Raw genomic sequence first — 15,359 nt, 5'->3', positions numbered from 1 at the left:
CCTCCTTCCTGTTCCTAGTTTATTGGCCGGCCGATACCGATGCTTTGTGTTGCTTGTTCACGATGCTGTTGACTTTCGTCGGCAGGCCGTACAGCGAGATGAACCCGACCGCCGCTTGATGGTCAAACTCGTCTTCTGACGTATATGTCGCCAATTTTTCATCATAAAGCGAGAACGGCGATTTGCGCCCTTCGACGATCGCATGGCCTTTAAACAGCTTCACGCGCACGACGCCGGTGACGTTTTTCTGCGTTTCTTTCAAAAACGCGACAAGCGCGTCTTTGAGCGGCGAAAACCACAGGCCGTTGTAAATGACTTCGGCGATTTTTTGCTCGATGATCGGTTTGAAGTGCGCAACTTCCCGCACCAATGTCAAGTCTTCGAGCTCTTTATGCGCTTTGATGAGCGTGATCGCCCCCGGGCATTCGTACACTTCGCGCGACTTAATGCCGACAAGGCGGTTTTCGACGTGGTCGATGCGGCCGACGCCGTGCTTGCCGGCCAACGCGTTCAGCTCCAAAATCAATTGCGCGAGCGGATACGCCTTGCCGTTTAACGTCACCGGCACGCCTTGTTCAAAGCCGATCTCGATGACATCCGGCACATCCGGCGCGTTCTCAAGCGAAGCCGTCAGCTCATACGCCTCTTCCGGCGGCGCCGCCCACGGGTCTTCCAAAATGCCGCACTCGTTGCTGCGGCCCCATAAGTTTTGATCGATCGAAAACGGGCTGTCCAGGTCGACCGGAATCGGAATGCCGTGCTGTTTCGCGTATTCGATTTCTTCCTCGCGCGACCAGCTCCACTCGCGCACCGGGGCGATAACGTCCAAATCCGGATTGAGCGCGTTGATCGACACTTCAAAGCGCACTTGGTCGTTCCCTTTCCCCGTGCAACCGTGGGCGACCGCCACCGCGCCTTCGAGCTCGGCGATTTCAACGAGTTTTTTCGCAATGAGCGGACGCGACAGCGCCGAGACGAGCGGATACTTTCCTTCATACAGCGCATTTGCTTGCAGAGCGATGAGCGCATAGTCGTTCGCAAACTCGTCTTTGACGTCGATGACGTACGATTTGATCGCGCCGACTTTGAGCGCTTTTTCTTTCACGAAATCAAGGTCTTTTCCTTCCCCAAGGTCCAAGCAGCACGCGATCACATCATATCCGCGCTCCTGGAGCCATTTGATCGCCACCGATGTATCTAAACCGCCCGAGTAGGCCAACACCAATTTTGGATTTGCCATGGTCGTTCTCCTCTCCTGTCACATAAATATACTTAATTATAAATAAATATTCAAATCGAACACATTATCACTTTATCAGCTTTCCTGTGATTTTTCAATACTTATTCAACAAAAAGAATAAAAATTCCTCGCCGATATGCGGAAAGGTTCCGTATAATTTAGGAGAAAAGGAGGCGGAGAGAATGAACGGCATCTTCATCGATGACAAGCGGCTCGGCATCCGCGTGCCGCAGTTGGACAAACATTGGGAAGACTACAGCGCCGAGGAGCAGGAGGCGATTTTGCTTGAGTGGGAGGCGATCCGCGGCATGATCCCCGACCGCATCGCTGTTTTGGAGCGGGAAATCAACCAAAAACAAGACGAACTCGGCGAAGAGCATGATTTTGAACGCTCCTGCCGGCTCAATGCTGACATCGCCGAGCTCGCTTCGATCGTGAATGATTTATGGATTTGGTATCGAACGATTCCTTCCGTTTCAGCGCCTGCCAAAACCTCCACTCCCGTACGCCGCCCATAAGGTATCCGCGTTAAAATGGGCAGCTGCGCCTATTTCGAGCATGGCGGCGCTTTCCTTCGCCATATGGATGTACCCCCTTCTTCACAAGCCATCGAAAAGACGATTGCTCTCTTATTGATATTTATTATCATTTTCATTGACAATGGTTATCAATATTGATAAAATGCTGATGAGTTGTCCAAGAGGGTGGATTCCCGTCCCTTTTGGGCAGACAGCAAAGAAACAAAAAAGGGGCATTTGGTTGAAAAAAGCACTGACTTCCGCATTCATGCTTTGTTTATTCCTTCTTCTTGGCGCCTGCGGACACCAAGAGACATCCGGCAAGAAAGAAGCGAAGCAGCAGCCTGAGCAGCCCAAAATGGTCACGTACCAATCCGAAACCGGTCCTGTTGAAGTTCCAGCCCATCCAAAGCGAATTGTCACGTTGACAAACGGTCCGAACGTCATTGCCCTAGGAGGAAACATCGTCGGCATCGACCAATGGACGGCCATGAATCCTCTTTTTCAAGAAAAAGTGAAAGGGATCAAAGTCGTGTCCGAGGACAACATTGAACCGATTGTCCAATTGAAACCGGACTTAATCATCGCCTCGCCGACGACGAAAAATCTCGACAAATTGAAAAAAATCGCTCCAACCGTTGTCTATACATGGGGAAAACTCGATTATTTGTCACAGCAAATCGAAATCGGCAAACTGCTCAACAAAGAAAAAGAAGCGCGCGAATGGGTGGACCATTTCAAAAAACAAGCTGAAGAAGCTGGAAACGCCATTAAAGAAAAAATCGGCCCGAACGCGACCGTATCCGTCATCGAAACAGGGCAAAAAGAGCTGTACGTTTTCGGAAACAATTGGGCTCGCGGCACGGAGCTTCTATACCAAACGATGAAATTGAACATGCCGGAAAAAGTGAAAGAAAAAGCGCTCGGACCCGGCTACTATGCCTTGTCTGTCGAAGTGCTTCCTGAATTCGCCGGCGATTACATCATTTTAAGCAAATACAGCCAAGGCGATCTTTCATTTATGAATACTCAAATCTGGAAAAACTTGCCCGCCGTCAAAAACGGCCGCGTTCTTGAATTGAATACAAACGCGATCACTTACAGCGATCCGATTACAATGGAATATTTGCTGAAGGAATTCAAAACATTTTTCCTCGGCAATTCATGAGAGAACAAGAGGAGCTCCCAAGTCGACGGGCTCCTCTTCTCATTCTATCCCCTTTCTTAAACGATTTCCATGTGGCCGCACAACGTGCTTATCAACATTTATCCGTATATGCGCTATGCGATTGGCCTGCGCGATGACGATGTCTTTTTCGGCGGGGCGGATCCGGGCTGGGCGTACGGGCTCGTCTTTTGCACCTTTGCGCCGATGGCCTTTGGCGTGCCGATCGTCTTTTACGAAGAGCCGTTTCAACCAGAAACGTGCTATTCCTTGATGGAAAAGTACGGCGTCACCAACTTTGCTTACGCCCCGACCGCGTATCGGGCGATGGCGGCGGCCGGCGTGGACGTCATTCGCCGCTATCAACTGAACGTGCGCGCCATGAGCTCGGCGGGCGAGCCGCTCAATCCGGAAGTCATCCGCTTTTTCCAAGAGCATTTGGGCGTCACGATCCACGACCATTACGGCTTGTCGGAAACGTTGATGCTGATCGGAAACTTCAACGCCGCCGAGATGGAAATCCGGCCAGGCTCGATGGGATGGCCGCTGCCGGGCTTTGACGTCGCGCTGCTCGATGAGAATGGAACCCCAGTCGCCGACGGCGAGGTCGGACAAATTGCCTTTAACACCGACTCGATTCCCAACGTCTTTAAGGGGTATTGGAAAGACCCTGAAAAAACCGCCGAACGGCTTGTCGGCCCTTGGTTTTTGACCGGCGATTTGGCGACAAAAGACGAAGACGGGTATTTCTGGTTCCAAGGACGGGCGGACGACATCATCTCGAGCGCTGGCTACCGCATCGGGCCTTTCGAAATTGAAAGCTGCCTCCTTGAGCATCCGGCTGTCGTCGAAGCAGCCGCCGTCGGGAGGCCGGATCCCGTCAAAGGGGAAATCGTCAAAGCGTTCGTCGTGCTCAGAGAAGGCTTTGCGCCGTCGGACGAGCTGGCCGAAGAGCTGTCCTTGTTCGTTAAAACGCGCTTATCCAAACATGAATACCCGCGCGAAGTCGAATTTGTCGCCGAACTGCCGAAAACGCCGAGCGGCAAAATCCAGCGCTTCATCTTGCGCAATCAAGAAAGGGAAAAATGCATCAGGGATTGATGAATAAAAGAGGATGCCGTAGTGGGCATCCTCTTGGCTGTTATGTCTTATCATGTCTTATCGTTTCCAATGCTGAAGATCTTCTGTAAAATAGAGCAGTAGTTCTTCACTTCCTTTTCATTGATCTCATACAGGTGATAACCGTTTTCTTTCCGCTCCTTGATCAAATTGGATTGCTTCAAGAGATTTAAATGGCGCGAAACGGTGGCAACTGTAATATTTAACTGATCCGCCATCTCCTGCAACTTTATGTTTTCTTCATTTGCAATAAATGACAATATTTTTACTCGAACAATTTCAGACAATGATTTGGCAATATCGGCAACATACTGAAGTTGCCCTTCATCATATCGCAGCTTCATCCCATTTCCATTCCAAGAAAGCTCGTCGTCTTTTATATAATGCCTTATATCATACACGATATGGAGTTCACCGAGCCCCCAAATCAAAATAAATTTCGGTGACACAAAATACGAGGGGTACAATTTGATCAACTTCGTCTCCTTCGTCGGAAACTGTTCTGGGATTGGGTAATCGTACAATAGTTTTCGAACGATTTTCTCAATCCCCGACTGGTTGAGTTCTGCTCTCAATCGCTCATTCGCTTGATTCCAAAGAGGGGACAAGATTGGTTCAATATGGGCATAGCATTGCTGATAAAAATGTTCCCAGAGATAGGTCAGTTCCTGCAAATATTGCTCATAGTTCTGCGCAAATTCAAGCTGTTCGGCATTCACAAATCCACCCAATGATGTGATTTTCGAGCGAATTTCATCGAACGGAGAAGCAGTTTGCGTTAGACAAATCTCGATCTCCTTTTCAGACAAGTAACGACCAAATAAATAATACAAAAACTCATACGGGGACACCTGGTCGATATATGCCATGAGTTGAGAAAAGGTATGAGGGACAGGCAAATCAACCAAAAATTCTGCAAGCTGCGCCCCATACTCATACTGGCTGTAAAATTTTTTCATCAACAGTTCATGTTCCCGGAAAAACTGTTGAAAACGAGCAATTGGAAAACGAAGATTGCCCCCCATTTTTCCTGATGAAATATAACACTTCCTTAAACACGCCATCATTTCAAATAAAGAGGAGATCGAAAATTCAACTTTGCAATGATGATTCACTTCTTCCATCGTATATACAGCCATTCGACATCCCATACTTTCTGTTTTTATTCTTGGACAATTTGATACTTCAACTGATCAACAAAATTGTCGCATAACCGCTGGCATTCTTCAACTGTCGACGAACAAGCAATCACATGACCGGAGCGCGTATAAGAGTCCACCGTTTTCTTTATATGATCCCCTATTTGATAGTAGATGTCCCAATCCCGGATATATTCTCGATTGACTTCTGTGTTAAGAGAGATTTGTCGCAACATACCCTCTGGAAACATAAAGAATTTGACAAGGCTTGCCTTTTTATAAATCGGTTTTACATCAGGCGGCATTTGGTTCATATAAGATAAAATTCCTAACTCATACTGGTTGAAACCAGATGCTAATTGATGTAAATAAGGGATAAAATCTCCCCCTGGTCTCGTATGCATTTCAATCACCACTGGTTTATCTTCTTCCACATCCCATTTGATCTCAATATGCCCTGGTCCATATTGGACATTCAACAAATGCAACGCTTTCATCACTACTTGTTCGATTCGTTTGACTTTCTGTTGTTCCAGTCTCGCCGGCACAATATGTCCAGTCTCTATAAAATGAGGTTTTCCGGTTGTTTGTTTTTCGGTTATTCCTAAAATGAAATGGGTTCCTCTCCAAGATACCGTCTCCACACTATATTCCGGACCTTTAATATACGGCTCCAAGATCCAATCGTGAGGATGATCTTGATTTCTCTTTAACCATTTTTCCCACTCCTGTTGATTGGAAATATAATCAACCTCTTTGCTTCCAAATCCGTCAACCGGTTTGATGATGGCCGGACTTGAATATGGAAACTGTTTAGGAAGAACAGATACCTTGCCACTCACAACGTCTAATCGTAATTCCGGATCCTTCTGCAAAATCTGGCGCATCAATCCTTTATTCCTCGTATTCACGACCGTTTCGAACGAATTCGTCGGTAATCGCAACCTTTCACTAATATAAGCAGCCGTCTCTAGCCCTAATTCTGTAAAGCTTATGACGAGCTCCACTGTTTGATATAAACTCATGATTTTCTCAACAGTACAAAACACCTCTGTTTTCTCTGCAATGTCACGAACATAAAATACAACTTCGGCCAACTGCGCTATTTCCTTATCAATGCTTGAGTACCGATCCGCGACAATAATGGGTTTGAGGCCACATTGAAATGCTGCTTTCGCTCCATAACGGCTTGCCCCTAAAATGATGATGTATTTATTCATGTACAATCCTCCATTCCAATCGATCCATCGCCTCTTGTGTCGAGGAGATCGCATTTTCCATACTATCGCCTTCTGCCATGACAAACCCTAACCTTTGGTAGCTGCTTTTAATTCCATTCGCCTTAAACGGCAACTTCCCTATACTGATCCTTTTTACTCCTGCTACTTTTTGCGCTTCCTCCATTCCCATAACCGTTTGATATATCCCCTGTTCAACAGGCAGGACAAACTTAATGGCGGCATAGCGTTGTCTAGTGATCGTTACCTCTTCATTTGTCCCGATTGATTGTAAAACAACATGTCTAACCATATCCACCCCTGTAGCGAATTCTACTAATTCGGGGATGCAGTCACCAGCCAGTCTAGGATTGACTTCAACCAAATATAAGTTGTTTCCGCGAACAAAAAATTCTATATGAGCCGCTCCATAGTTTAATCCCAATAAGTCCAGCAGTTTTTTGCATCTTTCTTCTAAATCGGAAAAAGGATTTAGTTTCGGACCCGTTACATGTCCACATTCAACGGCATGAGGACCGTACGTTTCTTTTTTCGTAACGGATATTAATTTCCAGCCATCGACTGTGTATAACATCTCGGCTGAAAATTCTTGTCCTTCAATCCATTCTTCAATCAGCCATTTCCTGGCCAGTTCATATCCACGTTCATTACGCTGTCTTTGCCATTCGTGGCGCAGGGACAGTTCTAAATTACGACGATTTTGACAAATCGTCACCCCATTACTTCCACTATCATCTACAGGTTTGATGACACAAGGAAACGAGATCTCCAAATTTATGATTTCGTCAGGATGATGGATGATATGGAAAGCAGGTTGCAAAAACTCTCTAAAATGTTGACTTTTTAGATAAGTTCTCATTATATGTTTATAACGAGCCCTTTTCAATGCTTCGATATCGTGACCCCTCACTCCCAAATAACTCGCTAATTCAGCAACTGGAATCAAGTGATAATCATCAAAAGCGAGGATTCCGGCAAATTTCACCTCAGAGCGTGCCAGTTCTTCTTTCATTCGATTCGTATCATACGTATTGATGATGACGACTTGATCAGCGAAGTTCAGCGGATGGTTATCTGTCATGGCGTTATATTGTTCTAAGTCCATCGTCCAAAAATGGATTTTATAACCTAGTTGTTTAGCGATTTTCATCGCCTTCGTACCGGTACCTGTTGTATTCGTCTCGACAAATAGCAAGTGCATCATCGACAGTCCTTTCTCTCTACTTGATTTTTATTCGTGAAGAAAGACATTTTTCTATATGGCAGCTGAAACATATAGCCAATAAAAATCACAATGCCTATCATGGTCAAGTAGAAAAAGGTTTGATGTCCAACATACTGATATAAATTCAAACCGACGAATCCACCGATAGACTCCCACATTCCCCAAAGCACCCCTGATATTCCGAAGGCCCATGAAGAACTTAACACCCCCTTTTTTTCTACAATCTGATGATCAATTGTAGGAACCCAAATGATTTCTGCGATACTGAATAGGATCACGCTAACAAAGATGATCCAAAAATGATGTGAAATCCATAGCAAGAAATAAGATGCAGTGATAAGCACCAAAGCCAGCGCGTACCAATACTCCATTTTCCATTTCGGCTGTATTTTTGGATAGAAACCTTGAAGTGCGATAATCGTCACCGCATTCACCGTAAAAAACAACCCAATCGTTTTTCCTGAAAAATGTTGAGAAGCAACAACAGGAAAAGTGGTAAATAGTTGTGTGTACAAAAACCAAAATAACCCTGAAAAAGCAATAAATCTTATAAATATAAAGAAATGCAGGTCCGATCTGCTGTTTTTCACAAATTGTACGATATTGATTCCCTTTTCTGCATCCTCAATGGTGATCCGAGGCAATAGCAACGAAACCCCCCCGGCCAAAACATAACAAACAATGGCCGCAATGACGATCCCAAGAGAATTCCAGTCCAGCAACCATCCACCTAGGAAAGGACCAATGGAAGCACCGACATTGACAGCAACGTTTAATAACGCAAAAGCCTGCAGCCTCTCATTTTCCTCTAATAAGGAAATATGTGTTTTCAAGCTTACATTGTAAAGCGAGATCGATATCCCCAATAGCAACACGATCACGAATATCAATGTATAAGAGTGAATGATCGTTAACATTGTTAGCAACAAAGCGGATCCCCATAGACCAACAATAAGACTGTTTTTGATCCCAAACTTGTTGACAACTCCCCCAACCAGCACATTCCCCGCCTTCGATATAAACGTAAATGCCGCCACTGCCAAACTGGTTTCCGTAATATCCAGATCTTTCATTTTCACTAGCCATAAAGAAAGCAACGGAACATACAAAAAAAAACCAACGGAATTGAAAACCCTGATGCCAAACGTCAAAATTCCCTCATTCACCTTAGGAAACATACATGACCCCTCTCCTCAACTCTTTGCATACTGCTTCAATAATAGTAGCTGCTTCATCTATATCTTTTTCATTAACATTTCTACTAACCACAATCCTTACTTCATCAGGTAACCAAGGAAATAAAAGCAAGCCTTTTTTCTTGCACCTATCGACAAACTCAAATGAGCTTATATGAAAGTTATTCACATGAAAAAAGATCATATTTGTTTCAACAGCATGAGGATCAACATACAGCCCATCGATTTTCGATAACATCATTGCTAATTTTTTAGTAAGCAGATGGTCTGTACGCAAACGGGATATATGATGTTTTAAAGCATACAGTGCCGCAGCTGCATACATGCCTATTTGATGAAATCCGGCTCCAAATTGTTTTCTGTAAATCCTAGCTTTGCTGATCACTTCTTTTCTTCCCATAAGCATCGACCCAAATGGAGCACCAAGTCCTTTTGCAAAACATACACTAAGTGAATCCACAAATTTTGCATAGTCCCTTAATGGAATGTTTGTTGCTACGTGTGCATTAAACAACCTTGCTCCATCCATATGGAAAGATATATTCTTCTCTCTCGTAAACCCATATAGTTGCTCAATTACTTTCAGAGGGAATATTTTCCCTTGATAATAATTAATGGTGTTCTCAATGGAAACTAATTGAGGGTGAGCGTAAAAAGGACCTCTAGGTTTAGAATGAATTAACTCCTCAACATGTTCCACCCTTAGGATCCCATCGGCTGTTCTGCATGTATGCAAAACGGCTCTACTTAACATGGCAATCGAAGCGCTTTCGTAAAAGTTTATATGATAGTTTGTTTCTGTAATCACTTCATTCCCTTCCATTACTTGTGACTTTATAGCCAATTGATTAGCCATTGTACCTGTCGGAACAAACAGAGCATCCTCCACATGAAACAATTGTTTGCAATATTCTTCCAATTCAATAACACTGCTGTCCTCTCCATAACAATCATCACCTACCGATGCATTAGCAATAACATTCCTCATTTCCTCTGTAGGCAAAGTCAATGTATCACTTCTCAAGTCAATCATCGAACCCCCCTATAATTACGTAATTACGTAATTACGTAATTACGTAATTAATATTACTATTAATCCATTTTTTTGTCAACATTAAGAATAAAAAGATGTGTTCGACTCTTCACCAAAAGGTGTTACCTGATCCTTTCAAAACATACCTTTCCGTTTAGTTAAGGAAAAATCAGCAAATTGATCTTTGGAATACATGGCGATACAATACAAAATCTTGCTTATCAAATACATGTTGTGATGATGAATCATGTGTTTACTAAACTGTAAACGAATCATATTCACTCTTTAATTGTGGAAGAAAACATAAATTGATAAAACACCGTGGGATTTTGAGAAAATCTCCAAACCCCACACGTGGGAACAAATGGTAATCAGATGAATATTTGCTGTCTTTGTAAAGAAGCTAAATCGTAGGATGTATAAGAACAAGAAGTCGAATTTGTCGCCGAACTGCCGAAAACGCCGAGCGGCAAAATCCAGCGCTTCATCTTGCGCAATCAAGAAAGGGAAAAATGCATCAGGGCTTGATGAATGAAAGGGGGCTGATCCGAAAACGCGAATGCGTTTTGGGTCAGCCCCTTTTTCGCTTATGTTCTCTTTTCGTCAACGAGGCGCCCTATCCTTCCGAATCTCCCGCACCACATGCCCAAGCTCCGGCAAAATAAGCTTCGTCATCGCGAGGCGCACGGCGCCGGTGGAGCCGGGGGTGCAAAAGACGGCGGTGTCCATCGCCACGCCGGCGACAGCGCGCGACAGCATGGCGGCTGGGCCGATGTCTGCCGTATAGCTTAAGAAGCGGAACAGCTCGCCAAAGCCGACGAGCTCTTTCTCGAGCAGCGCACCGACCGTTTCGACCGTCACATCGCGCTTGGCAATGCCGGTGCCGCCGTTTGTAAGCACCGCATCGACGTCAGGGCGGCGGCAGCCGTCAAGCACCGCCGCGCGAATGGCGTCCGCATCGTCTTTGACGATCTCATAGCCGACGACCTCATGTCCGGCTTCGGTGAGCAGCTCGATCATCAGCCGGCCGCTTCGGTCGGTTTCTTCCGTCCGTGTGTCGCTGATCGTGATGATTTTGCAGCGGACGGTTTTGGGGGCTTCTTGTTTATGTTCGGTCGTGCTCATCCGTTTATGATCCCCTTTCGTTTCTTTATCTCTATCGTACACAACGGAAATACAGTTGGCAAACCATTTGTGCCATAATAGACAGAATTGTTATAATATTATTAATATAGATTGCCACGATGATCACAGGACTTTCCACATCCCGTTTCTCTTGTTTTCGAAATCGTTGCACTTGTTTTTCTCTCCAGACATCAATCAACATCCGACGCCCATGACGCCCAATTGTATGGAACGATCGATACACGAAACGGAAGCGATGATATCGTTTGGACAAAAAACAAGGCAAAAAAACTTAAGGAGGGAAAACGAATGGACTTGCACTTGTCAATCCGATTGGACGCCATTTTGAAAGAAGGATGGGAGATGATTCGGAAACATCGCGACGACATTTTATCCGCTTGGCTGGACAAATGCCGTGAACTGGAGGACAAACAGCACGCTGCCGCTCATCCTTTGCGGCTTGCCGTTGAGTCGTTCTCTTCGCAATGGCTTGATCCCGTGAATGATATCGATCAATGGCTGGCGTCATTTCACCGCGAGTGGGAAAAGCGAAACGGAGAGCTGTCACCCAACCAGTCCACCGCCATTTTATCGATGATGGAAAACGCAGTTCACGAAGCCATCCAATCGGACGGTGTTGTGGAATTTCGCGCTCATCAAGCCGTTCAGTACGTTTTTTCCAAGCTTCATGAGTTCGTCAATGCTTCTGTCAGCACGGAATTCGATTTGGAGCGGTTTCTTTCGCAAATCGTTTCATCCAAGCAGCTGCCAATCGCATGGATCGCCCAGCTGGCAAGGACAGCGGACGGCGGATTCATCGTCGCCAAATGGCATGGAAGCGCAGCCGATGCGCTCACAGAAGAGCCGATGTATGGAGAAACGATTTTCGCTTTATGCGAACGGATTCTTTCCTGCATCGATGCGAGCGGAACGCGATTGATTCCGCTCCCATGGGGGGGCGATCTGCTGCTCGTTTGCACGGAAGGGGAAGATCGGCTCGTCACTCCGTTTCTTCTTCACGCCCTCGAACAGTTTCATGCCGCCCAGAAGGCTGCCATCCGCACAAAAGAGCAGCATCTTTGGAAAGACGCTGTCTTGTTGTTTGACCAATGGATTATGCGGGCTAAATCGCTGAACCAAGCGATCGAGTACATTTCAACCGGATTTGTCGCTTACTTGCCGTTTGAACGATGTGCCCTGTTCGCCTATTCAAGCACTCATGAAAGCGGATTCGGTCTGTACGGCTATCAGCTGGACAATCATGACATCAAAAGCATTCACGAACACATCGACAGCCTTCCGTTCATTAAGCAATACATCCAGCGACTGCAGCTGCTCGGACGCCAGATGACGAACGTGCCGCCCATTTATGTCCGCCATGCCGCGCAAGGATTGCCGATGAAATACGTCAAACAGTTTCAACTGGAATCGATCGTCATCGCCCCCATTTACGCGCCATCGGAAAATCGGCTTATCGGGGCCGCCATTTTGGATTGCGGTCCGAAGACGTTCTTTCAATTGTCCAATGACCTCTACATGGCGGTGATGAAGTTCGGACAAAGCGCAGGGGAGATTTTAGCCAAATGCAGCGGAGGGCGTTCTGATCTCGTTCAGCCGACGCCGCATTTATCGCCGCGGGAAATCGAGGTGCTGAAGCTCGTCGCCGAAGGAGCGTCGACGTACGAGGCGGCGAGGCGGCTGCATTTGAGTGAATACACGGTGCGTGATTACGTGTCCGCCATTTTGCAAAAAATGAACGCCAAAAACAGGACAGAAGCCATCGTCAAAGCGATTCGCGACGGAATCATTTAACACAGCGGCGGCATGCTCGTTTCTTGCTGAAATCGGTCCACACCAACAGGGCAAGGATGCCAACTCTCCTTGCCCTCTCGTTTTCTATAAGGTTGGTGAAAAAACCACCATTGCGCGAACTTGTCGCTTTCAAGTGAAAAAAGCGTTGTAGAGTTTTGCAGTTCAAGAAGAGCATTTCTTTTCTATCATTACCAACCTTCTATGTCTTTATCGTTTTCCTTCCTCATCTGCTCCCGGCGAAGGAAGCGGGGGCTGAGAACGTCCGTCCGTTCTGTTCGCTTCGGCAGCCGGTTTGGACTTCAACCATTCAGCCACTGCGTTTAGCCGCTGTTCAAGCTCGTTCGCCGTTTTGTGCCAAACTGTTCCATCCGTTTCTAGTTTATCAAGCTGTTGGTTGACGGTATCAAGCGACGAGCGCAAAGCCGAAAGAAGATTCATCGCTTTTGATTGTTCTCCAAGCTTCAGCGTTTCTGTTGCATAAGAGACTGCGTTCTTCCATAGAGCATCTAGTTCCTTCCATTTCTTGATGTCTTCACGGAGGGCGGCCGTTTGTTGGCCGATCATTTCGTTCCACTCCTGCAATCGAACCGTCATTTCTTCATATTGCGCTCTCTCGTCTCCTCCAGCTGTTTGTCCGCCCGCCATAGCTCGTTCAAGCTGTTGGAGGGAAGCCGACGCAGCGTCCAGCCTTTGGGCAACCGCCCCCCATTCATCCATTCTAGCCTTGACGCGCTTTTCCAACGCTGGAACGTCTGCTTGCAGCGTCTCGACCATGCGGGCAGCGCTGTTGTCACCTTGCTTTTGCTCATCCAGCTGCCAGATGAGCCGTTCGGCTTCTTCCGCGAGATCGGTTTGTTCGAGCGCGCTTTGTTCCGCTTGTGCCAAAGCGGCGCCAGAAGATGAGGCCGACAGCGACATGCCAGGGATGGAGAGACGGGAGGCCGTCATCTTCGTCGCCACCAATGTGACGTCCCTCAAACACTGCTTAAGCGGAAATCCATCCAAGCAAAGGCCCCCGAACTTCAATTTCGTCACATCGAGCTTCATCCAAGTGGCGCTCGCCGTTCCTTCCGATCGAATCGACAGCACGATTGTTCCTTGCGGCGTGTCGATGGCTCGTTCCATTGACAATCCGCTGATATCCGCTTGAATGAAAGCAATCGGAAGCTTGCCGACGATCACTTTCGGCGATCCAAGGATGATGCCCCCCAAATCGAAGATGCCGACGACTTTATCAGCATGAATGACAAATCCTTGTTCCTCCCCTGCGGCGAGCGAACGCGAACCGCCAAGCGGCAGGCAGAGGAGAAGCATCGATGCAAGAAGCGACGGTTTCAGCCATTTGAAGGATTTCATTGGGTTCCTCCTTTATCCTGTCATCGTTGGCGAATGCGGTGGGAGCGGCGAGGCGGGGTGTGAAGAATGGCCGTCTTGTTTTTCTGTCTGCTTCCCGCTCCATCCGACTACAAGAGCTCCTCCTAAAAGCCCGATGATTCCTCCGATGATCAGGCCTCCTGCCGCACCGACGAAAGACAGAATGGAAGCGAGAATGAGAAAGCTTCCGATGGTGACATGGCTTTGCGGTTTAATGATGCTTAAAATGGCCAAAACGATCATCACCAGCCCTGTCACCAGCCCAGCCCACATCAGTCCGCTTCCGGGAAGCAGCAACATCGGAAACACACTGATGCCGACGATCAAGACGAATATCGCGCCAATCATCACGAGCACCGATCCTAATACAGGACGATGGCGGTTGGCGGCAAGCAAAAACCCGACGGTACACGGCAGCATCCAACCTAAGGCATACGACAACAGCGGCCCCACAAAGCGGGCTGCATCGTGAACATACCAAAGGCCGTAATGGAACATCGAAGCGGCAGCAATGAGCAACATCCCCCCAATAAGCAGCGCTCCCCCCGCCCGGCGGGCAGACGCCCGCGCTTGCCGCCATGTCTCGGTCTTTCTCTTTTTCCAGCCGATGCAAATCATATATCCAAGCAACACGAAGGCAAGAACGATGGAGGACTGGACGGCCATGGGAATCGATCGCGCCCATGTTTGCCACGACGCCGCTCTCTCAACGGCAAACAGGGCGTTTAAAGAGAAGAACGTCGCGAGAGATCCGCCCAAAAACAGCCAAACATAATGAAAACGCGTGCGAATATAACGACCCCGCTCTTCGTGGCTCCCGATGAGACGCGAGACACAAAAAGCAGCCAGCGCGCTGCTCGCCACCCCTCCCACCGCTGCGCCGATCCCCCCCATCGACAGCCATTGACTCCCACCCACAAGCATGCCGGGCAAAAAAGCCGCTGCTCCATATTTCATTCGCATCAAAGCAGTTGGGCGTTCGAGAAGCGGCCAAACGACCGCCGCGAGAACAGCCGCCAACGCCGATCCCCCCCACAGCGCTCCGTCCATTCCCCCTTGGAGCACGATTCCGCCGATAAACGCCCCCGTCAGCGCACCAATGACTGCGACTTGCACCATCTCGAACGTCTTTCTCATGGCCTTGCCTCCCTTTGTCCGTTTTCATCTTCCCACTT

The 15,359-nt window shown here is 47.3% G+C and carries 12 protein-coding genes and 1 pseudogene; 4 read left to right on the top strand and 9 right to left on the bottom strand.

Annotated elements, in window-relative coordinates; genetic code table 11:
* Positions 1-19 precede the first annotated feature (19 nt).
* The gene (locus B9L19_RS04405; protein ID WP_047752660.1) at positions 20-1,240 is read right to left on the bottom strand and encodes an argininosuccinate synthase; all 1,221 of its coding nucleotides are present in this window, start codon (positions 1,238-1,240) and stop codon (positions 20-22) included.
* Positions 1,241-1,422: 182 nt separating this feature from the next.
* Here B9L19_RS04405 and B9L19_RS04400 point away from each other — a divergent pair, with 182 nt between their 5' ends.
* The 3 genes and pseudogenes from B9L19_RS04400 to B9L19_RS04390 all read left to right on the top strand — a co-directional run.
* Complete coding sequence (locus B9L19_RS04400) at positions 1,423-1,758, top strand: hypothetical protein (protein ID WP_025949490.1); 336 nt, start codon at positions 1,423-1,425, stop codon at positions 1,756-1,758.
* A 241-nt stretch (positions 1,759-1,999) separates the two neighbouring features.
* Entirely contained in the window at positions 2,000-2,926 is a 927-nt protein-coding gene (locus B9L19_RS04395) for an iron-hydroxamate ABC transporter substrate-binding protein (RefSeq protein WP_025949491.1), read from the top strand.
* 66 nt (positions 2,927-2,992) lie between these two features.
* A pseudogene (locus tag B9L19_RS04390) lies at positions 2,993-4,024 on the top strand (acetate--CoA ligase); the annotation flags it as partial.
* Positions 4,025-4,074: 50 nt separating this feature from the next.
* On the opposite strand, the gene B9L19_RS04385 reads toward B9L19_RS04390, so the two are convergent.
* From B9L19_RS04385 to B9L19_RS04360, 6 genes are all read right to left on the bottom strand, one after another.
* Positions 4,075-5,181 (bottom strand): ArsR/SmtB family transcription factor, encoded by a 1,107-nt coding sequence (locus B9L19_RS04385; protein WP_047752659.1) that lies wholly within the window; start codon positions 5,179-5,181, stop codon positions 4,075-4,077.
* A gap of 23 nt (positions 5,182-5,204) precedes the next feature.
* Positions 5,205-6,401: an ATP-grasp domain-containing protein gene (locus B9L19_RS04380; RefSeq protein WP_047752658.1), complete on the bottom strand. Its 1,197-nt coding sequence runs from the start codon at positions 6,399-6,401 to the stop codon at positions 5,205-5,207.
* Positions 6,394-7,623, bottom strand: a complete 1,230-nt coding sequence (locus B9L19_RS04375) for an ATP-grasp domain-containing protein (protein ID WP_047752657.1) — start codon at positions 7,621-7,623, stop codon at positions 6,394-6,396. Before B9L19_RS04375 ends, B9L19_RS04380 begins: the two co-directional genes overlap by 8 nt.
* Positions 7,620-8,822, bottom strand: coding sequence for an MFS transporter (locus B9L19_RS04370; protein ID WP_047752656.1), 1,203 nt, complete (start codon positions 8,820-8,822; stop codon positions 7,620-7,622). Before B9L19_RS04370 ends, B9L19_RS04375 begins: the two co-directional genes overlap by 4 nt.
* Positions 8,812-9,873 (bottom strand): threonine aldolase family protein, encoded by a 1,062-nt coding sequence (locus B9L19_RS04365; RefSeq protein WP_047752655.1) that lies wholly within the window; start codon positions 9,871-9,873, stop codon positions 8,812-8,814. Before B9L19_RS04365 ends, B9L19_RS04370 begins: the two co-directional genes overlap by 11 nt.
* A 603-nt stretch (positions 9,874-10,476) precedes the next feature.
* Positions 10,477-10,998, bottom strand: a complete 522-nt coding sequence (locus B9L19_RS04360; RefSeq protein WP_025949493.1) for a MogA/MoaB family molybdenum cofactor biosynthesis protein — start codon at positions 10,996-10,998, stop codon at positions 10,477-10,479.
* A gap of 309 nt (positions 10,999-11,307) precedes the next feature.
* Between B9L19_RS04360 and B9L19_RS04355 the strand changes: the two genes are divergently transcribed.
* Positions 11,308-12,810, top strand: coding sequence for a response regulator transcription factor (locus tag B9L19_RS04355; RefSeq protein WP_025949494.1), 1,503 nt, complete (start codon positions 11,308-11,310; stop codon positions 12,808-12,810).
* 207 nt (positions 12,811-13,017) lie between these two features.
* Here B9L19_RS04355 and B9L19_RS04350 read toward each other — a convergent pair whose 3' ends face one another.
* The gene (locus B9L19_RS04350; protein WP_047752654.1) at positions 13,018-14,166 is read right to left on the bottom strand and encodes a hypothetical protein; all 1,149 of its coding nucleotides are present in this window, start codon (positions 14,164-14,166) and stop codon (positions 13,018-13,020) included.
* Between the two features lie 12 nt (positions 14,167-14,178).
* On the bottom strand, positions 14,179-15,321 hold the full coding sequence (locus tag B9L19_RS04345) for a DUF6114 domain-containing protein (RefSeq protein ID WP_025949496.1): 1,143 nt from the start codon (positions 15,319-15,321) through the stop codon (positions 14,179-14,181).
* Between the last annotated feature and the right edge of the window lie 38 nt (positions 15,322-15,359).

Origin of the sequence: Geobacillus thermocatenulatus (assembly GCF_002217655.1) — a bacterium.
Classification (GTDB): Bacteria; Bacillota; Bacilli; order Bacillales; family Anoxybacillaceae; genus Geobacillus; species Geobacillus thermocatenulatus.
The sequence above is the reverse complement of the archived record's forward strand: the minus strand, read 5'-3'. Positions and strand labels throughout refer to the sequence as shown.